Genomic DNA, 24709 nt, shown 5'->3' with positions numbered 1-24709 from the left:
GCCGGGTCTATTCGGCCTTGTCTGCCTTCGGCGCTGCTTTCTTCGTGGTCTTGGCCGCAGGTTTCTTGGCCGCCGGTTTCTTGGTGGCAGTGGTCTTGGCCGCAGCGGTTTTGGCGGCCGGTTTCTTGGCGGCCGTCTTCTTCGGCGCGGCTTTCTTCTTGCCGCCCTTTGCGGCCTTTTCGGCCAGAAGTTCCAGCGCCCGTTCGACCGTCAGATCCTCGGGCGTCACATCCTTGGGCAGGGTCGCATTGACCTTTTCCCATTTCACATAAGCCCCATAGCGCCCCGGCATCACCGTGATGGCACCCCCCTCGGGATGGTCACCAAGCGATTTCAGCGGCTCGGCGGCGACCCGGGCGCGGCTGAATTTCTGGGCCAGAACCTCAACCGCGCGGTTCATGCCGATGGTGAACACCTCTTCGACATCGGGCAGATTGGCATAGGTCTTGCCATGTTTGACATAGGGCCCGTAGCGCCCGATTGCGGCCTCGACCGGCTCCCCGCTCTCGGGATGCGTCCCCACCAGACGCGGCAGGCTGAGAAGCGTCAGCGCGCGCTCCAGCGTCAGCGTCTCGGGCGACCAGCCTTTGGGCAGGCTGGCGCGGTCGGGTTTCGGCTGCGCCTCGGTCGCCTCGCCACGCTGGACATAGGGTCCAAAGCGGCCCGAGCGCAGGCTGATCGTCTCACCCGCCGCATCCTGCCCCAGCACGCGGCCCTCGGGCGGCACGGAATTGTCTTCCTCGCCGGTCACGGAAATCGCGCGTGTATAGCGGCATTCGGGATAGTTGCCGCAACCGATGAAGGCCCCGCCTGACCGCGCGGTTTTCAGATGCAGGCGGCCCGAACCGCAAACCGGACAGACGCGCGGATCGCCGCCGTCTTCACGCAGCGGGTAAAGATGGGGCGCCAGGAAATCGTCGATCCGGGTCAGCACCTCGCCAATGCGCAGATCGGCGGTTTCGGCAATCGCGGCCGAGAAATCGCGCCAAAACCGGGCCAGAACTTCCTTGTAGTCGCGATCCCCGGCGGACACATCGTCCAGCTGGCTTTCCAGATCAGCGGTGAAATCATATTCCACATAACGGCGGAAGAAATTAGCCAGGAAAGCCGTGACCAGCCGCCCCTTATCCTCGGGGAAAAGCCGGTTCTTGTCCTTGCGCACATAGTCGCGATCAACAATCGTCGTCAGGATCGACGCATAGGTCGAGGGGCGGCCGATCCCCAGTTCCTCCATGCGCTTCACAAGGGTTGCCTCGGTATAGCGGGGCGGCGGCTGGGTAAAGCTCTGGCTGGCAAGGATCGCGGCATCTGGGCTGATCACGGCAGCGGTGCTGCGGGTCGCGGTCGCGGGGGGGGCGGACACCTCGGTCGATTTGGCATAGGCCGCGCGATAGGTTTCGGCCCGGACGCGCAGCGCATCGCCCTGCTGCACCTGCGGCAGACGGGCCTCGTCATCTTCTTCCTCGTCGCGGCCTTCCTCATAGACTTTGAGGAAACCGTCAAACAGCAGCACCTGACCGCTGGCGCGCAGGCCCACCTGCCCGTCCGGGCTGGTGACCTCGACCGTCGTGCGTTCCAGCCGCGCCGCCGACATCTGGCTGGCAATGGTGCGTTTCCAGATCAGGTCATAGACCCGGCGCTGATCAGCATCGGTCAGGCGTAGTTTTTCCGGCGTCACGGACATTTCGGTGGGGCGGATGCATTCATGCGCTTCCTGCGCATTCTTGGCCTTGTTCTTGTACATGCGCGGGCTGTCGGGAATATAGCTTGGCCCGAATTGCGACTTGATCTGGTCGCGCGCGGCCATCACCGCCTCGGGCGCCATGTCAATGCCATCAGTCCGCATATAGGTGATCAGCCCTGCCTCATAAAGCCGCTGCGCCGCATTCATGCATTGCTTGGCCCCCATGCCGAACTTGCGGCTGGCCTCTTGCTGCAGGGTCGAGGTCATGAACGGGGCCGAAGGGTTGCGTGAGGCAGGTTTCTGCTCAACCCCGGTAACCGAGAATGTCCGGCTTTTGATGGCGGTGACCGCAATTTCGGCGGCCTCGACATTGGCAATGTCGAATTTATCCAGTTTCTTGCCGCCCAGCACAACCAGCCGCGTCTCCAGAAACTGGCCGCGCGGGGTTTCGAATCCGGCGCTGACCGACCAGTATTCGCGGGGGCGGAAGGCCTCGATCTCCATCTCGCGCTCGACGATCAGCCGCAGGCAGACCGATTGCACCCGGCCCGCCGACCGCGCGCCCGGCAGTTTGCGCCACAGCACCGGAGACAGGGTGAAGCCGACCAGATAATCCAGCGCGCGCCGCGCCAGATAAGCCTCGACCAGCGGGCCATCCACCTGACGCGGGTTCTTCATCGCCTCGGTGACGGCAGCCTTGGTGATCGCGTTGAAGGTGACGCGGCTGACCTTCTTGCCCTTCTTCAGGCTTGAGGCCAGCGCCTCCTGCAGATGCCACGAAATCGCCTCCCCCTCACGGTCGGGGTCGGTGGCGAGGATCAGTTCATCATCGGTTTTCAGAGCCTCGGCAATGGCCCGCACATGTTTGCGGCTATCGGCCGAAACCTCCCATTTCATGGCAAAACCGTCCTCGGGATCGACCGAACCATCCTTGGGCGGCAGATCGCGGACATGGCCGTAAGAGGCAAGCACCGTATAGTCGGAGCCGAGATATTTGTTGATTGTCTTGGCCTTGGCGGGCGACTCGACGACAACGACAGCCATGAAAACCTCTTTTCGGAACGATCCCTGAATGGCGCGGCACCATGTGGGGGCCGGGGCGGGAATGTCAATGGAAGCCACAAGACGGGGTGCAGTTGCAGGACAGGCTGTCTTGACGCAGGGATTGCCCCTCGGCACCCTGACTTTGCATGGCAGAGCCACCCATCCCGGGAACAGGCAGACCAATCGCCACGAGGGAAGATGAAACCGCTGATCCGCACCCTGACCGCCCTGCTTGTCACGGTCCTTGTCCTTTCCGGCGCGCTGTCCGGCCCCGGCCTTGCCTGGACGGAACCGGCGCGGGGAAGCGCCGAACGCCGCGCGCTGATGGATGCGATCCGCCCCCATGTCGAAGCTGCGCTGGGGGCTCCGGTCGAATTCGTTGTCGATGCGCTGCGGGTGCAGGGAGATGTCGCTTTTGCCGGGCTGTCACCGCAACGGCCCGGCGGCGGCAGGATCGATCTGTCAACCACGCCGATGGTTCTGCGCGAGGGCTATTATCCGGACAATATCGAGGTGCAGGTGCTTTATCGCCGCATGGGCGGCAGTTGGGTGATGATACAATGGGCCATCGGGGCGACGGATGTCTGGTTCTCCGAGCCGCAATTGTGCGAGATCTGGTATCCGGTGTTGCCGGAATATTGCCGCTGATCGCTTTCCCTAATGGTCCCGCGACAAAAGCCCCCCCGCCTGCCGCCGGATCTTTCCCTCAAGCTCCAGCGACAGAAGTTCGGGGGCGATCCGCGCGGGGGGCAGGGCCAGATCGCGGATCAGCTGATCCTCGGCCAGCGGGCTGGGGCCCAGCCGGTCAAGGATGCGGCTGTGCAGCGCGGCGGTTTCGGCCAGCGGGCGGGGGGCAGGTTGCGGGCCGGGCGGTGAACTGGGCGGGGGGCCGGGCAAGACGTCAGGCCGCGCCGTGACAGGCCGGGGCGACCCTTCCGGCGACAGACCGGCACGACGGGCAGCTTCGGGCCGGATCGAGGCGCCCAGCGCCTCAAGCACATCCGATGAGCCGCGCACCAGCAGCGCGCCATCGCGGATCAACTGGTTGCAGCCCCCCGCCCTTGCATCGAACGGATGCCCGGGCACCGCCATCACCTCGCGCCCCTGATCCAGCGCAAGACGCGCGGTGATCAGACTGCCCGAACGCGCCGCCGCCTCAACCACCACGACCGCGCGCGAAAGCCCCGAAACGATGCGGTTGCGTTGCGGGAAATGCCGCGATTGCGGTTCCTGCCCCATCGGACTTTCCGAGATGCGGCAGCCCTTTTCGGCAATCGCCGCCGCCAGCCCGGCATTCTCGGCCGGGTAGATCACATCGACCCCGCCCGCCTGCACCGCGACCGTGCCCAGCCGCAGGGCTGCGGCATGGGCCTCGGCATCAATGCCGCGCGCAAGACCCGAGACGATGACAAGCCCCGCCTCCCCCAGTGTTTCGGCCAGCCGCCGCGCCATGCGCAGCCCCAGTGATGAGGCGTTGCGCGCCCCAACCAGCGCGATCATGGGCCGCTGCAACAGCCCCGGATTACCGATAACCCATAGCACCGGCGGCGCATCGGCCAGCCCGGCCAGCGGCACGGGATAATCCGCCTCACCGTGAAAGATCAGCCGCGCACCGGATTTGCGACCTGCCCCGATTTCGGCCTCGGCATCCGCAGGGGGACAAGGCTGATACTCCTGCGCCCCGGCGGCTGCGGCCACGCTGGGCAGTGCATCCAGTGCCGCCTGCCCGCTGCCATGTTCGGCGATCAGGCCGTGAAAGGTGACCGGCCCCACCCGGCGCGACCGGAACAGTCGCAGCCGCGCCAGCCGTTCGGCGCTGTCGAATCTCTCCCGCGCCTCAGCGCCGGTCTGGGGTCTCTGCCCTGTTTTCTGCATGTCCGGCATTTGCGAATCGCAGCCTTTCCCCGTCCCGGGCCCCTGATCCGGCCCCCTGACCGACCGGAGCCTGCAGGTTGAAAGTTAACGACTGGTGAATCGGAGCCGCCCGTCCAGCCGCATCATGGCCCGCGACACTTGCGCGCGCCGTGATCGCCCTTCCCCCGAATACGGGGATTGGCCTTCCGGCGGACCGTGCCTATATTCCCCCCATGTTCGAAGCAATGTTGCGCCGCCTTGCGGCCCCCGCCCCTGATCCGCTGACCGAAATGGACGCGCGCCTTGCGCTTGCCGCACTGCTGGTCGGCGTTGCCCGGGCCGATGACGATTATGCCGGGGTCGAGATCGCGCGGATCGAGGCGGTTCTGGCCCACCGCTACGGGCTTTCCGCGCCCGAGGCCACGGCCCTGCGCAGACAGGCGGAAATTCTGGAAAGCGAGGCCGCCGATCTGGTGCGCTTCACCCGCGCGCTGAAAGAGGCCGTTCCGCTGGGCGAACGCGAGGCGCTGCTGCAGGCGATGTGGTCGGTGGCCCTTGCCGACAGCCAGCGCCATGATGCGGAAGACAGCCAGATGCGGCTGATCGCGCGTCTGCTGGGGCTGAACGACCGCGCCTCGGCAGAGGCACGGCAACGCGCATCCCGGGCGGCGGACGGGGAATAGTCCGGACATGATTGCCGCCCTGCCGATGTATGATTTCGGGGATCTGGGGCCGGCGAATGACACGCTTTGGTCGCTGGTCCGCGTCGCGCTGCGCCGGCGGGGACTGGACGCGCCCGAAGCCCTGACCCGTGACGCGCCCGATCTGTGGCAGATCTGGCAGGCACCCGATCTGGTTCTGGCCCAGACCTGCGGCTATCCGTTCCGCACCAGGCTGCAGGGCCGGGTGCAACTCGTCTGCACCCCCGATTACGGTCTGCCCGACTGCCCGCCGGGGCATTATTGCAGCGTCTTTGTTGCCCGCAATGCCGATCCCCGCGCCGCCCTTGCCGATTTCGACGATGCCGGTTTTGCCTTTAATGAGGCGCTGTCGCAATCGGGCTGGGCGGCCCCGGCCACCCATGCAGCGGCCACGGGGCTTCGGCTGCGGCCCGTGCTGCAGACCGGCGCACATCGTGCCTCGGCCCGGGCGGTGGCTGCGGGGCAGGCCGATCTGGCGGCGCTGGATGCGGTGACATGGCGGCATCTGCAGCGGACTGAACCCGACCTTGCCACCGCCCTGCGGGTGGTGGGCCGCACCGTTCCCACGCCGGGCCTGCCGCTGATCTGCGCGCCCGGGCAGGATGTGGCGGCCCTGCGCGCGGCGCTGGCCGATGCGGTCGCGGCGCTGCCCGAGGCCCCCCGTGCGCTGCTGGGTCTGCGCGGGCTGGCCGATATCGCGACCGCCGCCTATCTGGCCGTGCCCGATCCGCCCCCGCCCGCCATGGGCGGCTGAACCGGCACCCGCCCTGTGCCCGAAATGCGGGCAGATGCCGCGGGTTTCGGCAAAGTTCCCCTGCGTCGTCCCGAAATCCCCGTTGCAAAGGCGCGGTTTATCGGTCCTAATTTGCGGCAACCCTGAACAATGACAGAAGCGAACGTGCCAGCCGATCCTCAGCCCCCTTCCCCTGCCGCGCCGGTCATCGAGATCCGGAACCTGCACAAGAGCTATGGACCGCTCGAAGTGCTCAAGGGCATCGAAATGGTGGCACCGAAGGGGCATGTCATCTCGCTGATCGGATCGTCGGGGTCAGGCAAATCGACGCTGCTGCGCTGCTGCAACCTGCTGGAGGACAGTCAGCAGGGCGATATCCGGTTCGAGGGCGAAGCGGTGCGCTGGAAGGGCGAGGGTGCGGCGCGCCATCCCGCCGACCGCGCGCAGGTCACGCGGATCCGCACCAATCTGTCCATGGTATTCCAGCAGTTCAATCTCTGGGCCCATATGACCATTTTGCAGAATGTGATGGAGGCGCCGGTGACGGTGCTGAAACGCGACCCGACCGAGGTCGAGACCAAGGCGCGGCAGTATCTGGCCAAGGTGGGCATTGCCGACAAGGCCGGGGCCTTTCCCGCGCAGCTTTCGGGAGGACAGCAACAGCGCGCCGCCATCGCCCGTGCCCTGTGCATGGAACCGCGCGCGCTGCTGTTTGATGAGCCGACCTCGGCGCTGGACCCGGAACTGGAGCAGGAAGTGGTGCGCGTCATCAAGGCGCTTGCCGATGAGGGGCGCACGATGATCCTTGTCACCCATGACATGCGGCTTGCGGCGGATGTCTCCGACCATGTCGTGTTCCTGCATCAGGGCCGCACCGAGGAAGAGGGCCCCCCGGGCGCGCTTTTCGGCAATCCCAAGACCGAACGCCTGCGCGGTTTCCTGTCGGCCACGGCCTGACAGACCCGGTATAACCAAAAGACGAATCCACAACGGGAGACCAGAACAATGAAAACCATGCTGATCGCGACCGCCCTGATGGCGCTGACCGCCGGGGCCGGACTGTCCCAGACCGTGCGGATGGGCACCGAGGGCGCCTATCCTCCCTATAACTTCATCAACGATGCCGGTGAGGTGGACGGGTTCGAGCGCGAACTGGGTGACAAGCTGTGTGAAATGACGGAGATGACCTGCGAATGGGTCACCACCGACTGGGACAGCATTATCCCCAACCTGCAATCGGGCAATTACGACACGATCATCGCCGGCATGAGCATCACTGATGAGCGCATGCAGGTGATCGACTTCACGCAGGATTACTTCCCGGCCACGGAAAGCGCCTATATGGCGCTGAATGACGGGGTGGATATCACCAGCGCCGTCATCGCCGCGCAGACCGGCACTATCCAGGCCAGCCATGTGGCTGAAGGCGGCGCGACCCTGCTGGAATTCGCAACCCCAGATGAAACCGTCGCCGCCGTGCGCAACGGCGAGGCGGATGCGGTCTTTGCCGACAAGGACTATCTGGCCCCGATCGCGGCAGAGTCCGGCGGGCAACTGGTTATGCTGGATGCCGATGTGCAACTGGGCGGCGGCATCGGCATGGGGCTGCGCAAGTCCGATACCGAACTGAAGGCCAAGTTCGACGACGCAATCACCGCGATGAAGGCGGATGGCTCGCTGAACGAGATGATCACCAAGTGGTTCGGCGCTGACGCCGTGACCTTCTGATGACCGGAAGGGGCGGGCGGGCGCCCCGGCGCCCCCTGCCCCCGCCTGTCGTGTAATCCCGATGTTTGCCTATTGCAGCGACCCATCGCAACTTGACGGCCTGACCTGGCTGTCCTGCTACCTGACCACAGGCAAGCATTTCGATTTCTATTGGTCTTTCGTGACCGTGCTGACGCTGCTGGCCGTGACGGCCCCGGCGGCGCTGGCCTTCGGCTTTGCGGGCGCCATGGCCGCCCGCGCACCGTTCCTGCCGCTGCGCGTGATCGGCAAGACCTATACCGCCATGGTGCGCGGCATTCCCGATATCATCTTTTTCCTGTTCTTCGTGATCGCGCTGGATCAGGGCATCGAATGGATCATGCATCAGGTCCGCTGCCCCGACTGGTCCGAGCCGATCCGTCAGGGGCTTGAATTCCGCGTCTGCCCCGAGGCGAAAGTGCCACATGGCAGCGCCCCGCAATCCGTTCACCGGATCTATGGGGCGGGCCTTGCGGTTTTCACCTTCGCGCTGGTTTTCGGCGCCTTTGTCGCCAATGTCCTGTCGGGGGCCATGGCCGCCGTGCCGCGCGCGCAGCTTGAAACCGGCGAAAGCTATGGCATGAGCCAGGGCCAGGTCTTCCGCCGCATCCTTGTGCCACAGATGTGGGTCTATGCGCTGCCCGGCCTGTCCAACCTGTGGATGATCCTGCTCAAGGCGACGCCCTTGCTGTTTTTGCTGGGTGTGCAGGATGTGGTCTATTGGGCGCGGGAACTGGGCGGGGCCAAGACCTCGGCCTTTGAATACCCGCATCCTGACTGGCGGCTGTGGTATTTCCTTGTGCTGCTGGTCTTCTACCTTGCCATGACCAAGGTTTCCGAGATCTTCCTGACCCGGTTGCAACGCCGTCTCAGCCATGGGCAGGCGACAGCCGATGGCGAAGCGCAAAGGCGGGCCGCGGCATGACCATGACCTGCTGGGAAACCGTCAATGCCTATGCGTTCCGCGCGCTTGGCCATGGCGAACGCCTGCTCCCGCGTGAAGATTTCACGCTGTGCCAGCAATTCAGCCTGATCGGATCGGGGATGATCTGGAACGTCTATTTCGGGCTGCTGGCCCTGCTGGCCGGTTTCTTTCTGGCCACCGCCGTGGCGCTTGGCAAGAACGCCGCCTCGCCATGGCTGCGCAAGCCCTGCGAATGGTTCATCTTCCTCTTTCGCGGCTCGCCGCTGTTCATCCAGTTCTTCCTTGCCTATGAGGCACTGGTGCTGCTGCCCCGCGCAGGGATCGAGATTTTCGGCCTGACCGTGCAGACAAGCTGGCTCAGCCGGGCCTGGGCGGGGGCGCTGATCGTGCTTTTTCTGAATACTGCCGCCTATACGGCCGAAATCTTCCATGGTGCCTTGCGCTCGATCCCGAAAGGCGATCTTGAGGCCGCCGATGCCTATGGCCTAACCGGCTGGGCAAAGTTCCGCCGCATCCAGTGGCCGACCATGCTGCGGCTGGCATGGCCCGCCTATACCAATGAGGCGATCTTTCTGTTCCACGCAACGACACTGGTCTTCTTTTCGGGCTTTCCCGCCTTTCAGCAACGCGGTGATGCGCTTTATTACGCGAAATATTTCGTGGACAAGACCTTCAACCCCTTCGTGCCCTATCCGATCGTGGCCTTCTATTTCATCCTCCTGACACTGGGGCTGATCTGGATTTTCGGGCGGATCAATGCACGGCTCAACCGGCATCTGCCGGCCAATACAAGGGTGCGGCTGCGGCTGCGCCCGCAGATCATCAGGTGATAGTATGAAAGACTGGCTCAGGAAACATCCCGAGGTGCGCACGATCCGTGTGGCCGCTGCGGATATCAACGGCCAGGCACGCGGCAAGCGGATCCCCGCGCGCTTTGCCGAGAAGGTGCTGAAAGACGGGATCCGCTTTCCTTATTCCGTGCTTAACCTCGATATCTGGGGCGAAGATATCGACGACAGCCCGCTGGTTTTCGAAGAGGGCGATCAGGACGGAACCCTGCGCCCGACCGAGCGCGGCTTCATGCCGATGCCCTGGCTGGAGGCGCCGACCGCGCTGCTGCCGATCTGGATGTATCGCGAGAACGGCCAGCCCTATGAGGGCGATCCGCGCCACGCGCTCAATGCCGTGGTGCAGCGCTTCAAGGCGCAGGGGCTGACCCCGGTGGTCGCGATGGAGCTTGAATTCTTCCTGATCGACGATTCGGGCAAGAAACTGCAAGTCCCCTTGTCCCCGCGTTCGGGCAAGCGCCGGAAGGCGGCAGAAACCCTGTCGATCCGCGCGCTGGACGCGTTCGACACGTTCTTCACCGATCTTTACGACGCCTGTGAGGCGATGGACATTCCCGCCGACACCACGACATCGGAAACCGGTCTGGGGCAGTTCGAGGTCAATCTGATGCATTGCGACGACGCGCTGCGCGCCGCCGATGATGCCTGGCTTTTCAAGATGCTGGTCAAGGGTCTGGCGCGGCGGCATGGCTTTGCCGCCTCTTTCATGGCCAAACCCTATCCGGAATATTCCGGCTCGGGCCTGCACACGCATTTCTCGGTGATCGACCGCAATGGCGACAACGTCTTTGACAGCGGCGGACCCAAGGGGACGGCGATGCTGCGCAATGCGGTGGCGGGCTGTCTTGATGCGATGGCGGACTCGACCCTGCTGTTCGCGCCCCATGCCAACAGCTATGAACGGCTGGTGCCCGAGGCCCATGCCCCGGTCAATATCTGCTGGGGATATGAAAACCGCACCGCCGCCATCCGCATTCCTGCGGGCAGTCCCTCGGCGCGGCGCATTGAACACCGGGTCGCGGGCGGGGATGTGAATCCCTATCTGATGCTGGCCGTGATCCTTGGCGCGGCCATGAACGGCATCGAGGACGGCATGGACCCCCCGCCGCCCGTGACCGGAAATGCCTATGCGATCGACGGCCTGTCCACGATCCCCACGACATGGGCGGCGGCGGTGGACGCCTTTGAATCCTCGACCACGATGCCGCGCATCTTTGGGCCAGAGATGATCCGCAACATGGTTCTGACCAAGCGGCAGGAAATCCATTATCTTGCCGAACTCACCGCGGAAGAGCAGGTCGAACTTTATCTCGACACGGTCTGACGCATCACGGGTGATTGCACCCGGGCGCGGGATGGGGCATTGGCGGGGGTCCGTCCCCCGCCCCCCCAATTCCGGAGCCCTTCATGGATTACGCAAAATCAGGCAGTGCCAAGGCCCACAAGAACGCGCCGCGCCATGCGGAACATAACGCCTATGGCAGCGACAAGACCCCCTACGGCGGCAAGTCCCCCAAGGCCGAACTGGTGGCAAAACTGAAAGCCGCCGCCGAGGCGAAGAAGGAGAAGGGCTGATCCCTTCCTTTTTCTGTCCATAAATATCCCGGGGGGTGCAGGGGGGCAGCGCCCCCCTGCCTGCCTGCCCCACTCTACCGGCACCGCGCAGCCGGTCACCGCTCCCCCCTTGCCGACCCCCCATCCGCCCGCGTAGTCTGGCCTGACCCTCACATCAGGACATTTCATGCTGATCGGCATTCTGCAAACCGGCGCTGCGCCCGACCAACTCAAACCCGACAGTGGCGACTATCCCGACATGTTCCAGCTTCTGCTGGCAGAACAGGGCTTCACCTTCCGCACCTGGCGGGTGGAAGTCATGGACTTCCCGCCCGATATCCATGCCGCCGATGGCTGGCTGATCACCGGATCGCGCCATGGCGCCTATGAAGATCACGCCTTCATCCCGCCGCTGGAAGATTTCATCCGCACCGCCTACGGCGCGCATGTGCCGGTGGTGGGCATCTGTTTCGGCCATCAGATCATCGCGCAGGCCATGGGCGGCAAGGTCGAGCAATATGACAAGGGCTGGTCGGTCGGCGCCACGGATTACGATTTCGAAGGCCAGACCCTGACGCTGAACGCCTGGCACCGTGATCAGGTGACGCAGGTGCCGCAAGGTGCCAAGGTCGTCGCGACCAACGGGTTTTGCGCCAATGCTGCCCTGCTTTACGATGACCGCATGTTCACCGTGCAGGCCCATCCCGAATTTCCCCCCGCCTTTGTCGAGGGGCTGATGCGCACGCGGGGTCCCGGCCTTGTGCCCGATCCGCTGATGCAGGCGGCGCGGGCGCGGCTGGCCGATCCGCTGGATGCGGGCAGCATTGCCAAACGCATCGGCGCCTTCTTCCGCGCGGCCCGGCAGGCCGGTCAACAGGATGCGGAGGCCGCGCATGGCTGACTGGATCCAGTCCATCCCCGAGGCCGCCCGCGCCTATATCGAGGGCCGCCGTCTGGATGAGATCGAGTGCATCATCGCCGATATCGCCGGCGTGGCGCGCGGCAAGGCCATGCCCGCCTCGAAATTCGCGCGGCAGCAGAACTATTTCCTGCCGAATTCGATCTTCCTGCAAACCATAACCGGCGAATGGGCCGACAACCCCTCGGGTCTGTTCACCGAACCCGACATGATCCTGCGGCCCGATTATGGCACGACCTCTGCCGCGCCCTGGACGGCGGATGTGACGCTGCAGGTCATCCATGACGCTTTCGATCAGGCCGGAAACCCGATCCCCACCGCGCCGCGCAATGTGCTGCGCCGGGTGATCGAGCTTTACAAGGCACGGGGCTGGACGCCGATTGTAGCGCCCGAGATGGAGTTTTTCCTTGTCGCCCGCAATATCGACCCCAACCAGCCGATCATTCCGCCGATGGGGCGGTCGGGCCGCAGGGCCGCCGGGAAACAGGCCTACTCGATGTCGGCGGTCGATGAATATGGCAAGGTGATCGACGATATCTATGATTTCGCCGAAGCGCAGGGGTTTGAAATCGACGGCATCCTGCAAGAGGGCGGGGCCGGGCAGGTGGAAATCAACCTCGCCCATGGCGACCCCATCGCGCTGGCCGATGAGATCTTCTTCTTCAAGCGCCTGATCCGCGAGGCAGCACTGCGCCATGACTGTTTCGCGACCTTCATGGCCAAGCCCATCGAGGGCGAACCGGGTTCGGCCATGCATATCCACCATTCGGTGGTGGATACGGAAACCGGGCAGAACATCTTTTCCTCTGCCGATGGCGGTGAGACCGAGGCGTTTTTCCACTTCATCGCTGGGATGCAGAACCATCTGCCCGCCGCCGTTGCCTTGCTGGCCCCCTATGTGAACAGCTATCGCCGCTACGTCCCCGATTTCGCCGCCCCCATCAATCTGGAATGGGGCCGCGACAACCGCACGACCGGTCTGCGCGTCCCGATCTCGGGGCCCGAGGCGCGGCGCGTGGAAAACCGGCTGGCGGGGATGGATTGCAACCCCTATCTGGGTCTCGCGGCCAGCCTTGCCTGTGGCTATCTGGGGCTGGTCGAGGCGACGATGCCCCGCGCCGAATGTACGGGTGACGCCTATATGTCGGAAACCGACCTGCCCTATAACCTTGGCGATGCGCTGGACCTGCTGGATGAGGACAAGGCCCTGCAAGAGGTGCTGCGCCCGGAATTCTGCCGCGTCTATGATTCCGTGAAACGCAATGAATACAAGGAATTCCTGCAGGTCATCAGCCCGTGGGAACGCGAACATCTGCTGCTGAACGTATGAATCTTCTGCACGCCAATGACCGGCGCGGGGAATACCCCGCGTCGTATTATACGGCAAGCGCCACGCCGCTGGCCCCTTTCCCGATGCTGAAGGGACAGGTCGAGACGGATATCTGCGTCGTGGGCGCGGGCTATACCGGGCTTTCGGCGGCGCTGCATCTGGCCGAGGCCGGGTTCCGTGTCGTGGTACTGGAGGCGCATCGCGTGGGCTTCGGCGCCTCGGGGCGCAATGGCGGGCAGGTCGGATCGGGGCAGCGGCTGGAACAGGACCAGCTTGAGGGAATGGTGGGCCGCACCCGCGCCCGCGCGCTTTGGGACATGGGCGAAGAGGCCAAGACACTGGTCAAGGATCTGATCGCGCGCCATGCCATGCCGGTCACCTTCCGTCCCGGCATCGCCCATGCCTGCTATAGTCAAGGCGAGGCCGATCACGCCAAGGTGATGGCCGAGAAACTGGCCCGCGATTACGATTATGATCTGGTCGACCCCCTGCCCGAAGGGCTGATCGGATCAACCGCTTTCAAGGGCGGCGATATCGACCGGGGTGCCGGGCATATCCATCCGCTGAACTATGCGATTGGCCTTGCGCTGGCGGCGGTTGCGGCGGGTGTGGTGATCCATGAACGGTCCGAGGTTCACTCCATTTCGGAAGGCGCGCGGCAGGTGGTGCGCACGGGCGAAGGTCAGGTCGTCTGCGACCATGTCGTGCTGGCGGGCAATGGCTATCTGGGGCGGCTGGAGGGGCGCGTTGCCGCGCGGGTCATGCCGATCAACAATTTCATCATCGCCACCGAACCCCTGGGCGATCTGGCGCGCACGGTGCTGGCCGAACCCGTTGCCGCCTGCGACACAAAATTCGTGGTCAATTACTGGCGGTTGTCCGATGACAACAGGCTGCTGTTCGGTGGCGGTGAAAGCTATGGCTACCGCTTTCCCGATATCGTGAAAACCGTGCGCAAGCCGATGCTTGAGATTTATCCCCAGCTTCGCGATGTGAAGATCGACCATGCATGGGGCGGCACACTGGCGATCACTATGAACCGCCTGCCCTGTTTTCTGCACCCGCGTCCCGGGCTCTGGTCCGTCTCGGGCTATTCGGGCCATGGCGTTGCGATGGCAACCCTTGCGGGCAAGCTGATGGCGCAGGCGATTGGCGGGCAGACGGGCGGGTTCGACCTGATGGCCAGCCTGCCGCAAGCCCGCTTTCCGGGCGGGGCGGCGCTGCGCTGGCCGCTTCTGGTTGCGGCGATGACATGGTATTCGCTGCGCGACCGTCTGGGCCTCTGACCCTGCGGCAGCACCGCTTGGCCGGGCAGGAGCCCCCCTCAAGGCTAGTTCCAGACAGAAAAAGGGGGGGACCGGGTTTTTCTGTCTGGAACTAGCCTTGAGGGGGGCAGAGTCACGCGGCGAAGGGGGCAGACGGCCTTCCTGCCCTGCCTGCCGGTTGTACGCGGCTGTCAGAGTGCTGGGTCGGGGTGGGGGCTTTCCAAGCATTCCGCCCGACCGCCCCGCCATTCCGCCGCCCCGCAGCACGCCCCGGATTGAAAGCCCGCGCGCGCCCGGATAGCGTGAGGAAGTACAAAGTCAGAAGGATGATTGATATGCGTGACGATACACCCAACAGCTGGGAAAGCCGCGCCGACAGCTATTCGCTCTATGGCTTCACCGACCTGCCCTCGATCCATGAACGCGGCGCGGTGATCGTGACCCATGGCAAGGGTCCCTATGTCTATGACGTGCATGGCCGCAGCTATCTCGACGGCAATTCGGGCCTGTGGAACATGGTCGCGGGCTTTGATCACCCCGGACTGGCCGAGGCCGCCAAGGCGCAATATGACCGCTTCCCGGGCTATCACGCCTTTTTCGGGCGCATGTCGGACCAGACGGTGATGCTGTCGGAAAAACTGGTCGAAGTTTCGCCCTTCGACCGGGGCCGGGTCTTCTATACCAATTCCGGATCCGAGGCGAATGACACGATGGTCAAGATGCTGTGGTTCCTTGCCGGGGCCGAGGGTCATCCGCAGCGCCGCAAGATCATCACCCGCATCAATTCCTATCACGGCGTCACCGCCGTTTCCGCCTCGATGACCGGCAAGCCCTATAACTCGGTCTTCGGCCTGCCGCTGCCCGGGTTCATTCATGTCGGCTGCCCGCATTACTGGCGCTTCGGCAAGGATGGCGAAAGCGAGGCGCAGTTCACCGAACGCATGGCGCGGGAACTTGAGGCGACGATCATCACGGAAGGGCCCGACACGATTGCCGGCTTCTTTGCCGAGCCGGTCATGGGTGCGGGCGGGGTGATCCCGCCTTCGGCAGGCTATTTCCAGGCCGTGCAGAAGGTGCTGAAGAAATACGGCATCCCGCTGATCGCCGATGAGGTGATCTGCGGCTTCGGACGCACCGGCAATACCTGGGGCTGCCAGACCTATGATTTCGTGCCTGATGCGATCATCTCATCGAAGAACATCACCGCAGGCTATTTCCCGATGGGGGCCGTCATCCTTGGCCCCGATCTGGCGGACCGCCTGCAGGACGCCTCGGAGGCGATCGAGGAATTCCCGCATGGCTTCACCGCCTCGGGCCATCCGGTCGGCTGCGCGGTCGCGCTGAAGGCGATTGATGTCGTGATGAATGAGGGTCTGGCCGAGAATGTCCGCACCCTGACCCCGCATTTCGAGGCCGGTCTGGCGCGTCTGGCCGAAAACCCCAATATCGGGGAATGGCGCGGCAAGGGTCTGATGGGGGCGCTGGAAGCGGTGAAGGACAAGGCGACCAAGACGCCCTTCGACGGCAAGTTGTCGGTGTCGGAACGCATCGCCAATACCTGCACCGATCACGGGCTGATCTGCCGCCCGCTGGGGCAGGCCATCGTGCTGTGCCCGCCTTTCATCTGCACCAAGGACCATCTGGACGAGATGTTCGACAAGCTGGAAAAGGCGCTGAAAAAGGTCTTTGCCGAGGTCGCCTGACCCCGGGGGCCGACTGCGGCCCGCCGCAGAAACGGGCAAGAACAGGAACGGGGCGGCCGGATCGGCGCGCCCCTTTCTGGCATTCGGCGGTTTGCCCCTGCTGTTCGGCGGGCATGAAATTTTCTGACCAATGGCGCAGCGGTGGCACCGGCCCGCAAGGCCGGTCCGGGTGCGCCGCGCAGAGGCGTTTACATTCATGGCAGGAAAGCTACCCTGAGCCGGAAATCACCCGGAATTCACAATTCCGAAGCCCGACGCCCGGACCCCTGCCGATGCCCAGTGATCCCCCGTTCCGCAGGCCTGACAGGACGCCCCCCGCAAAGGACGCCGCCTCCTTCGGCACTGCGGGGATCACGGGACGGATCGCCCCGCCCGCTTCCTCTCCCTGCTTTGCGGCGGAATTTGATCCGTCCTTCATCGACCCGCAGCAGGCAAGTGACGTTGCCCGCTGGCGCAAGGCGACGCGGCAGACGCTTCGCGCGGCGCGGGACGGTCTGGGCGTGGAGGCGCGCAGATCGGTCGGCAGCGCAATCGCCGAATATCTGGCGGCCTTCCTGCAGGCGCGGTTCGGGGATCTGAGCGGCCGCGTGATCTCGGGTTACTGGCCGATCAAGGGGGAACCCGATCTGCGGCCCTTGCTGACCCGGTGGCATGAAGGCGGCGCAATCGTCGCCCTGCCGCTGGTCGAAACGCGGGCGGCACCGCTGGTCTTTCGCCGCTGGACGCCACAAACCCGCATGCAGCGCGGCATCTGGGACATTCCCGTGCCGCCCCCCGGTGCACCGATTGTCAGGCCGGAGGTGGCCCTTGCCCCGCTGATCGGCTGGACCGAAGACGGCTTTCGTCTGGGCTATGGCGGCGGCTATTTCGACCGCAGCCTTGCAGCACTTTCCCCGCGCCCCTTCACCATCGGCATCGGCCTGCAGGCCGCGCGGCTGAACACGATCTTTCCCCAGCCCCATGACATCGCATTGAACGCGATCATGACCGAGGCCGGGCTGGCGGTGCCGCCAAGGCACGACGGAACCACCGGCGACTGACCGGGCCTGATTCCGCACAGAAAAGTGTGAGACGCCGGGATATTGTGCCCCGTGCCGTCTGCCGCTAGTCTTCCGGCATGAGCGCCGAACAGAAATTCACCCGCCGTTGGGTCCTTTCGGGCCTGATGGCAGGTATCGCGGTGCCCGGCTGCGCCGAGGCCCCTTCCCGATCAATCCGGCCAGCAGCCCGCGCCGTCGCCGTGACCTCCGCCTCCTCCGCGCAGGCAGGCAACGAGGCGATGGCGCTGGTCGAGGCGGCAAGGCTGGGCGGTTCGGTCGGATTTCTGGTCGCCGAGACGGCAAGCGGCAAGGTGCTTGAGGCCTATGGCGGCGAAACCGCCCTGCCGCCCGCCTCGGTCGCCAAGGCGATGACGACACTTTACGCACTGGACAGGCTGGGGCCGCAATTCCGGTTCTCGACGCGGGTTCTGGCCACGGGGCCGGTTTCGGGCGGGCGGCTTCAGGGGGATCTGGTGCTGCTGGGATCAGGGGATCCGACGCTGGACACCGACCGTCTGGGCGATCTGGCCGCCGCCCTTGCCGCGCGCGGGGTGAAGGAGATCAGCGGGCGCTTCCTTGTCTGCGGAAGTGGCGTGCCCCGGCAGGACCGCATCGCCGCCGATCAGCCCGATCATGTCGGCTATAACCCGACGATTGCCGGGCTGAACCTGAACTTCAACCGCGTGCATTTCGAATGGCGCCGCAGCGCCTCGGGGCCGCAACTGACGATGGATGCGCGCGGCAGGCGTTTTGTGCCGCGTGTCACCATGGCCGAGGTGCGTGCCGTCAACCGCGCGGCACCGCTGTTCGATTACCGCCGGGGCGCGGGACGGGATGAATGGAGCGTCGCGGCGCAGGCCCTGAACAGCAATGGCAGCCGCTGGCTGCCTGTCCGCCACCCCGAACACTACTGCGCCGAGGTCTTTGCGGTGCTGATGCGCGCCCATGGGCTGCAACTGCCCCCCGCGCAGGTCATCAGCGCCCCGCCGCAGGGCAATCTGCTGGCCGAGAACCGCAGTGATGACCTGATGGCCGTCAGCCGCGATATGCTGCGCTTCTCCACCAACATCACCGCCGAGGCTGTGGGGCTGGTGGCCTCGGGCGCAGGGACCCTGCCTGACAGCGGGCGGCGCATGTCGGACTGGGCGGTGACGCGCCATGGCGCAAATTCGCGCTTCGTCGATCATTCCGGGCTGGGTGCAGCATCGCGCGTGGCCCCGTCCGACATGGTGCGCGCGCTGCGGTCGGGACGCGCCTCGGGCCTGCCCGCGATCCTGCGGGAACAGGCGCTGCGGGATCTGTCGGGCAATGAGATGAAGGGCCATCCGGTCCGCGCCGTGGCCAAGACCGGAACGCTGAATTTCGTGTCGGGCCTTGCGGGCTATCTTCAGGCTCCGAACGGGCGGGAACTGACCTTTGCAATCTTCTGCGCCGATCTTCCGCGCCGCGACAGGCTGTCGGTTGCCCAGCGGGAACGGCCCGAGGGCGGGCGCGAATGGAACGCAAGGGCACGCAGATTGCAGGGCCAGTTGCTGGGTCGCTGGGCGGGCATGGTGACCTGAGCCCAATCTCTTGCCGCGTTTCATCCCCCCGAATCGTGCCTGGGTGCCACCGGACGGGGCAATCCGCAGGGACTGCCACCGGAATCACGGCCCTGCCGGTTATTGACATGGCCCGGCCGGACAATTGCCCCGGTTGATCACGAAACACTGCGGTTTCGGCAGAAACCCGCGCGTGCGGGACTTGAGGTGCGGCAAAGGACCGAATGTCACTGGACGCGCGTGCCTGCATCCCGCACTTTCCGGCCCTGCCCGACGGATCGCGTCGCATCCGAACCCCGCAACGTCCGCCCTTCAACACCGATCCATTTCCGCCTGTCCTCTTCCGCCTGTCCATCCCGGCCCGAAGGCCCCCGCCGCCTTCCACAGTTCCAGTAAACTCAACGGTGCCCGCAATGTTTGCCTCTTTCGCCCCCTCGCTGCTTCTGCAATCGCTTGGCGTCGTGATCGTCCTGCTGATGGCGTTCGGATTGGGGCTCTGGTTCGGGATACAGCGCAAACCGGGGCTTGAGCAGCAGGCCGAACAGGCCGATCTGAAATGGCTGCGCGCCGCCCTGACGGATGCAGAACGGCGATGCGAGAAACAGGCAGGCTGGATTGCCGATCTTGAATCCGAACTGGTCGCGATCCGCTCGCGCAGCAGCGGCAGGACCGTTCCACCCTTTACCATCGCGCCGCTGACGCCGCAGAACACCGCCAGAAGCGCCTAAAGGCGGCAAATCCCGCCTTTAGGCCCCCTTCCCCTCGGTCGTTCCTCAGACCCCCAGATGACGTGCCCGCGCGCCGCGCTCAATGGCCGCGGCATGCAGCCGGTCGATGGCAAGCTCCTCCCGCACCTCCAGCAGGAAGCGCAGTTCCTCGTCATAAAGCATCCCGTCTGCGGCGGCGACATCGCAGGCCAGCGCATAGGCGGTTTCGAACAGGCGTTCGGGCAGCGCGTCACGGATCATGGTGAAGAACAGATCCAGCCCTTCCTCATCCGCAAACAGGTCCAGCACCGTTTCGGTGACCCGCCGCATCCGCGCCGGATCATAATCGGCAAAAACCGGCAGATGATTGACGATGCGCTGGATCGCCACCAGTTCCGAGGTGCGCAGGTTTTCATCCGAGGCGGACACCGCCACCATCACCGCAACCAGCGCATCCTGGGGCGTCATCATCTCAATCTTGTCTGGCACGGCGGGCTTCCTTCACTATTGCCTTCCCCCGACAATATTGACGCGCCCCCGCCCCGGCAATAGGACAGGCGGGCTGCAGGCAGCGCTGTGCTGCCGCACCCGAGGAAAAGGAAAAGACCCATGTCTGCCCTGCGCGACGCTGCGATGACTTCGAAAGCCTGGCCCTTCGAGGAAGCCCGCGCCATCCTCAAACGCTATGAGAAAGCCCCGCCCGCCAAGGGGCATGTCCTGTTTGAAACCGGCTATGGCCCTTCAGGTCTGCCGCATATCGGCACGTTTGGTGAGGTGGCGCGCACAACGATGATCCGCCGCGCGTTTGAGGTGATTTCCGACATTCCGACCCGTCTGATCTGCTTTTCGGATGATGTCGACGGCATGCGCAAGGTTCCCGAAAACGTGCCGCAGCAAGATATGCTGCGCCAACATATGCAGAAACCGCTGACCAGCGTGCCCGACCCGTATGGCGAATACGAAAGCTTCGGCCATCACAACAACGCGATGCTGCGCCGGTTTCTGGACACGTTCGGCTTTGAATATGAATTCATCTCGGCGACCGAGTTCTATCGCTCGGGCCGGTTCGACGACACGCTGCGGCTGGCCTGTGAACGCTATGAGGCGATCATGGCGATCATGCTTAAATCCCTGCGCGAAGAACGCCAGCAGACCTATTCCTGCTTCCTGCCGATCCATCCGAAAACCGGCCGGGTGCTGTATGTCCCGATGAAACATATCGACAAGGTGAACCACACGATCACCTTTGATGATGAAACGGGGCGGGAATGGACGCTGCCGGTGACGGGCGGACAGGTCAAACTGCAATGGAAGCCCGATTTCGGCGCCCGCTGGGCGGCGCTGGATGTGGATTTTGAAATGTATGGCAAGGATCACAGCACCAATACGCCGATCTATGATGGCATCTGTGAGGTTCTGGGCGGGCGCAAACCCAACCATATGACCTATGAGCTGTTCCTTGACGATCAGGGCCAGAAGATCAGTAAATCCAAGGGCAACGGGCTGACCATCGACGAATGGCTGAGCTATGCGGCGACGGAAAGCCTGTCCTATTTCATGTATCAGAAGCCGAAAACCGCCAAGCGGATGCATTTCGACGTGATCCCGCGCGCGGTGGACGAATATCATCAGCAGTTGCGCGCCTGGCCCGACCAGACGGTCGAGCAGCAGGTGAACAATCCCGTCTGGCATATCCATGGCGGCAACCCGCCCGAATCCCATATGGTCGTGCCCTTCTCGATGCTTTTGAATCTTGCCTCGGTGGCGGGGGCGACCGATGCGGCCGGACTTTGGGGCTATATCCGCGCCTATGCGCCCGAGGCGTCACCCGAAACGCATCCTGATCTGGATGCGGCGGCGGGTCATGCGGTGCGCTATTTCGCCGACCGCATCGCGCCGACCCGGCAGTTCCGCCTCCCCGACGCGCGCGAACGCGCCGCGATGGAGGATCTTCGCGCCCGTCTGGTGGCATGGGAGGGCGCAGCGGATGGCGACGCGCTGCAATCCATGGTCTTTGCCGTCGGCAAGGATCACGGGTTTGAACCGCTGCGCGACTGGTTCAAGGCGCTGTACGAGGTTTTCCTTGGCGCCTCGGAAGGTCCGCGGTTTGGCGGCTTCATTGCCCTTTACGGGATCGAGCGCACGATTGCGCTGATCGACCGGGGGCTGGCGGGCGAACTGGCGCGGTAACGGCCTGCCCTGTCCGCACAATTGGCTGACCGGGCCTGCGCCCGGTCATCCTGCCCTCGGGGACGGTCAGAAAATATCCGGCTCCCCTGCCGCGCGGCCGAACCCGCGTTCCAGAAAATCGAAATCGCAGCCTTTGTCGGCCTGCGTCACATGGCGTGAGAACATCCAGCCCCAGCCGCGTTCGAAATGCGGCTGGGGCGGCGTCCAGTCCGTGCGCCGCCGTGCCAGTTCCTCCTCAGACACCAGCATGTCCAGCCTGCGCGCCGGCAGGTCCATCCGCACAAGATCTCCGGTTTTCAGCAAGGCCAGCGGTCCGCCGATGAAGCTTTCGGGCGCGACATGCAGCACGCAGGCCCCATAGCTTGTGCCCGACATCCGCGCATCCGAGATCCGCAGCATATCACGATATCCCTGCTTTATCAGCGCCTTGGGAATGGGCAACATGCCCCATTCCGGCATGCCCGGCCCGCCCAAGGGCCCTGCATTGCGCAAGACCAGCACCGTGTCGGGCGTCACGTCCAGCGTCTCATCATCGATGGCGGCCTTCATGGCCGGATAGCTGTCAAAGACCAGCGCCGGGCCTTCATGGATATGGAATTTCGGATCACAGGCCGCAGGTTTGATGACCGCCCCATCCGGGCAAAGATTGCCGCGCAGCACGGCCAGCGACCCTTCGGCATAGACCGGGTTCGACAGGGGGCGGATCACATCCTCATTCCAGACCACCGCGCCTTCCAGATTTTCGCCCATGGTCCGGCCTGTTACCGTCAGGCAATCCAGATCCAACCGGTCGCGCAACTGCGCCATCAGCGCGCGCAGGCCCCCGGCATGGAAGAAATCCTCCATAAGGTAATCCTTGCCGGACGGCCGCACATTGGCGATCAGCGGCGTCACCCGCCCCAACGCGTCCAGATCGTCAAGGCTCAGCTCCACCCCGGCGCGCCGTGCCATGGCAATCAGATGGACAACCGCATTGGTGGAACAGCCCGTTGCCATCGCGACAATCGCGGCATTGCGCACCGCAGCCGCCGTTACAATCCGGTCAGGCGTCAGATCCTCCCAGACCATGTCGACGATCCGCCGCCCGCAATCGGCGCCCATGCGCTGATGCCCCGAATCCACCGCCGGGATCGAACTTGCCCCCGGCAGGGTCAGCCCCATCGCATCGGCAATCGCCGTCATTGTGCTGGCCGTGCCCATCGTCATGCAGACCCCGGCCGAGCGTGCGATCCCGCCCTGCAAGCCCTGCCATTCGGCGTCTGACACATTGCCAGCGCGCCGCTCATCCCAGTATTTCCACGCATCCGACCCCGAGCCCAGCACCCGCCCGGCATAATTGCCCCGCAGCATCGGGCCTGCGGGCAGATAGATCACCGGCACGCCCGCCGTGATCGCCCCCATCACCAGCCCCGGCGTGGTCTTGTCGCATCCCCCCATCAGCACCACGCCATCCAGCGGGTGCGAGCGGATGTTTTCCTCCACCTCCATCGCCAGCATGTTGCGATACAGCATCGAGGTGGGCTTGGTGAAACTTTCATCCACCGAAAGTGAGGGCAGTTCGACCGCGAATCCCCCGGCCTGAAAGATCCCGCGCTTCACATCCTGCGCGCGTTCGCGGAAATGCGCGTGGCAGGCATTGAGTTCGGACCATGTGTTCAGGATACCGATAACGGGCTTGCCCATGAAATCCGCCTCGGAATAGCCAAGCTGCATCAGGCGCGAACGATGCCCGAAACTGCGCAGGTCATCGGGGGCGAACCAGCGGGCGGATCGCAGATCGGCAGGGTCCTTGCGGCGGGGCAGGCTCATCGCGGCATCCTTTCTACCATACCAGTCCCGCATAGGCGAAGCCGCCCCCGCTAGGCAAGCCGGATCGGCGATTGCGGTCTTTACCGCCACCCGCCCTTGACCACGGTTGTTTTGCGCCTAGTCTTTTACCCGGGGACATAATCAGACCGAAGGGACCGCGTCATGCGACGGATCACCCCTGCCCTGTGCCTTGTCACCGCCCTGCTGTCGGCGCAGCTTTCTGCCCCTCCCCTTGCGGCCCAGACCGCCGACCCCGGCATATCGGCCACGATCAACGGCCAGATCGAAGCGTTGCGAAAGGATGATTTCGACCGGGCCTTCGATTTTGCCAGCCCGACCATCCGGCAGCTATTCGGAACGGCGCCGAATTTCGGCACCATGGTGCGGCAGGGCTATCCGATGGTGCATCGCCCCGGCGCGGTCCGCCTGCTGGAACTGCGCGACGTCGCGGGCAGGCTGTGGCAAAGGGTGATGATCACCGATACCGAGGGGCGCACCCATCTGCTGGATTATGAAATGCAGCAAGGCCCCGGGGGCTGGCAGATCAACGGCGTGCAGATCCTCCCCGATCCCGGCCCCATGATCTGAGCCCGCTGATCTGACCCCCATCATCTTAGCCGCACGCATTTCAACGCTGAACCCTTGACGCGCCCCGCGATTCCCCCTAAACGGCGCTGATTGAATTCGGAGCATCGCCCGTCGCGATGCGCTCTGCTGTACCGGTGTCCTGCCATCGCGCGACACGGCACTGCCGGGGATCTGCCGAAGTAACGCCGAAGATACAAGGAACTCGACCATGTCGCGCGTCTGCGAACTGAGCGGAAAAGGCCCGATGACCGGCAACACGGTCAGCCATGCCAATAACAAAAGCCGTCGGCGTTTCCTGCCGAATCTGAACGATGTCACGCTGATTTCCGACATCCTCGGCCAGTCCTTCAAGCTGCGCGTCTCGGCCCATGCCCTGCGCACCGTGGACCATCGCGGCGGTCTGGACGCCTTCCTTGCCAAGTCCAAGGATGATGAACTGTCCGGCAAGGCGCTTAAGATCAAGCGCGACGTCGAGAAGGCACTCAGCGCGGCCTGATTGCCGCCCGGAGAATCCGACAAAAGCCAAGA

At 64.4% G+C, this 24709-nt stretch carries 23 protein-coding genes; 19 read left to right on the top strand and 4 right to left on the bottom strand.

Going from position 1 to position 24709, the window contains the following annotated elements; all coding sequences use genetic code 11:
- Positions 1 to 7: 7 nt before the first annotated feature.
- Complete coding sequence (topA, locus tag JL811_RS13465; protein ID WP_202689220.1) at positions 8 to 2728, bottom strand: type I DNA topoisomerase; 2721 nt, start codon at positions 2726 to 2728, stop codon at positions 8 to 10.
- A gap of 198 nt (positions 2729 to 2926) precedes the next feature.
- Between topA and JL811_RS13460 the strand changes: the two genes are divergently transcribed.
- A complete protein-coding gene (locus JL811_RS13460) occupies positions 2927 to 3376 on the top strand; it encodes a hypothetical protein (RefSeq protein ID WP_202689219.1) in 450 nt (149 codons plus the stop codon).
- A 9-nt stretch (positions 3377 to 3385) separates the two neighbouring features.
- Here the strand turns inward: JL811_RS13460 and dprA are convergent, their stop codons facing one another.
- On the bottom strand, positions 3386 to 4603 hold the full coding sequence (dprA, locus tag JL811_RS13455; protein WP_202689218.1) for a DNA-processing protein DprA: 1218 nt from the start codon (positions 4601 to 4603) through the stop codon (positions 3386 to 3388).
- Positions 4604 to 4815: 212 nt separating this feature from the next.
- Between dprA and JL811_RS13450 the strand changes: the two genes are divergently transcribed.
- From JL811_RS13450 to JL811_RS13380, 15 genes are all read left to right on the top strand, one after another.
- A complete protein-coding gene (locus JL811_RS13450; protein WP_202689217.1) occupies positions 4816 to 5265 on the top strand; it encodes a tellurite resistance TerB family protein in 450 nt (149 codons plus the stop codon).
- Between the two features lie 7 nt (positions 5266 to 5272).
- A complete protein-coding gene (locus JL811_RS13445) occupies positions 5273 to 6037 on the top strand; it encodes a phosphate/phosphite/phosphonate ABC transporter substrate-binding protein (protein WP_202689216.1) in 765 nt (254 codons plus the stop codon).
- 129 nt (positions 6038 to 6166) lie between these two features.
- On the top strand, positions 6167 to 6973 hold the full coding sequence (locus JL811_RS13440) for an ABC transporter ATP-binding protein (RefSeq protein ID WP_202689215.1): 807 nt from the start codon (positions 6167 to 6169) through the stop codon (positions 6971 to 6973).
- Between the two features lie 48 nt (positions 6974 to 7021).
- Positions 7022 to 7744, top strand: coding sequence for a transporter substrate-binding domain-containing protein (locus JL811_RS13435; RefSeq protein ID WP_202689214.1), 723 nt, complete (start codon positions 7022 to 7024; stop codon positions 7742 to 7744).
- A 61-nt stretch (positions 7745 to 7805) separates the two neighbouring features.
- Positions 7806 to 8687, top strand: coding sequence for an ABC transporter permease (locus JL811_RS13430; protein ID WP_202689213.1), 882 nt, complete (start codon positions 7806 to 7808; stop codon positions 8685 to 8687).
- A gap of 2 nt (positions 8688 to 8689) precedes the next feature.
- Positions 8690 to 9517, top strand: a complete 828-nt coding sequence (locus tag JL811_RS13425) for an ABC transporter permease (RefSeq protein ID WP_202689301.1) — start codon at positions 8690 to 8692, stop codon at positions 9515 to 9517.
- Between the two features lie 4 nt (positions 9518 to 9521).
- Complete coding sequence (locus tag JL811_RS13420; protein ID WP_202689212.1) at positions 9522 to 10859, top strand: glutamine synthetase family protein; 1338 nt, start codon at positions 9522 to 9524, stop codon at positions 10857 to 10859.
- A gap of 83 nt (positions 10860 to 10942) precedes the next feature.
- Positions 10943 to 11110 (top strand): hypothetical protein, encoded by a 168-nt coding sequence (locus JL811_RS13415; protein ID WP_202689211.1) that lies wholly within the window; start codon positions 10943 to 10945, stop codon positions 11108 to 11110.
- A gap of 166 nt (positions 11111 to 11276) precedes the next feature.
- On the top strand, positions 11277 to 11990 hold the full coding sequence (locus tag JL811_RS13410; protein WP_202689210.1) for a type 1 glutamine amidotransferase: 714 nt from the start codon (positions 11277 to 11279) through the stop codon (positions 11988 to 11990).
- On the top strand, positions 11983 to 13338 hold the full coding sequence (locus JL811_RS13405) for a glutamine synthetase family protein (RefSeq protein WP_202689209.1): 1356 nt from the start codon (positions 11983 to 11985) through the stop codon (positions 13336 to 13338). The genes JL811_RS13410 and JL811_RS13405 overlap by 8 nt, the downstream gene beginning before the upstream one ends.
- Positions 13335 to 14624 (top strand): NAD(P)/FAD-dependent oxidoreductase, encoded by a 1290-nt coding sequence (locus tag JL811_RS13400; protein WP_202689208.1) that lies wholly within the window; start codon positions 13335 to 13337, stop codon positions 14622 to 14624. Before JL811_RS13405 ends, JL811_RS13400 begins: the two co-directional genes overlap by 4 nt.
- A gap of 314 nt (positions 14625 to 14938) precedes the next feature.
- Complete coding sequence (locus tag JL811_RS13395) at positions 14939 to 16306, top strand: aminotransferase (RefSeq protein ID WP_202689207.1); 1368 nt, start codon at positions 14939 to 14941, stop codon at positions 16304 to 16306.
- A 272-nt stretch (positions 16307 to 16578) separates the two neighbouring features.
- Positions 16579 to 17346, top strand: a complete 768-nt coding sequence (locus JL811_RS13390) for a 5-formyltetrahydrofolate cyclo-ligase (protein ID WP_202689206.1) — start codon at positions 16579 to 16581, stop codon at positions 17344 to 17346.
- 77 nt (positions 17347 to 17423) lie between these two features.
- The gene (gene dacB / locus JL811_RS13385; protein WP_202689205.1) at positions 17424 to 18908 is read left to right on the top strand and encodes a D-alanyl-D-alanine carboxypeptidase/D-alanyl-D-alanine endopeptidase; all 1485 of its coding nucleotides are present in this window, start codon (positions 17424 to 17426) and stop codon (positions 18906 to 18908) included.
- Positions 18909 to 19300: 392 nt separating this feature from the next.
- On the top strand, positions 19301 to 19615 hold the full coding sequence (locus tag JL811_RS13380) for a hypothetical protein (RefSeq protein WP_202689204.1): 315 nt from the start codon (positions 19301 to 19303) through the stop codon (positions 19613 to 19615).
- A gap of 45 nt (positions 19616 to 19660) precedes the next feature.
- On the opposite strand, the gene JL811_RS13375 is transcribed toward JL811_RS13380, so the two are convergent.
- Complete coding sequence (locus tag JL811_RS13375) at positions 19661 to 20065, bottom strand: tellurite resistance TerB family protein (protein ID WP_202689300.1); 405 nt, start codon at positions 20063 to 20065, stop codon at positions 19661 to 19663.
- Between the two features lie 138 nt (positions 20066 to 20203).
- Here JL811_RS13375 and JL811_RS13370 point away from each other — a divergent pair, with 138 nt between their 5' ends.
- On the top strand, positions 20204 to 21784 hold the full coding sequence (locus JL811_RS13370; RefSeq protein WP_202689203.1) for a lysine--tRNA ligase: 1581 nt from the start codon (positions 20204 to 20206) through the stop codon (positions 21782 to 21784).
- A 66-nt stretch (positions 21785 to 21850) separates the two neighbouring features.
- Here the strand turns inward: JL811_RS13370 and araD are convergent, their stop codons facing one another.
- The gene (gene araD, locus JL811_RS13365) at positions 21851 to 23593 is read right to left on the bottom strand and encodes an L-arabinonate dehydratase (protein WP_202689202.1); all 1743 of its coding nucleotides are present in this window, start codon (positions 23591 to 23593) and stop codon (positions 21851 to 21853) included.
- Positions 23594 to 23755: 162 nt separating this feature from the next.
- Here araD and JL811_RS13360 point away from each other — a divergent pair, with 162 nt between their 5' ends.
- Together JL811_RS13360 and rpmB are read left to right on the top strand one after the other, a co-directional pair.
- Positions 23756 to 24181: a DUF4864 domain-containing protein gene (locus tag JL811_RS13360; protein ID WP_202689201.1), complete on the top strand. Its 426-nt coding sequence runs from the start codon at positions 23756 to 23758 to the stop codon at positions 24179 to 24181.
- 208 nt (positions 24182 to 24389) lie between these two features.
- Positions 24390 to 24677: a 50S ribosomal protein L28 gene (gene rpmB, locus JL811_RS13355; protein WP_202689200.1), complete on the top strand. Its 288-nt coding sequence runs from the start codon at positions 24390 to 24392 to the stop codon at positions 24675 to 24677.
- The last annotated feature ends 32 nt before the right edge of the window (positions 24678 to 24709 follow it).

Source organism: Szabonella alba (assembly GCF_016765775.1).
Lineage (GTDB): Bacteria > Pseudomonadota > Alphaproteobacteria > Rhodobacterales > Rhodobacteraceae > Szabonella > Szabonella alba.
Note: the sequence above shows the minus strand (reverse complement) of the source record. Positions and strands in the feature narration are given on the sequence as shown.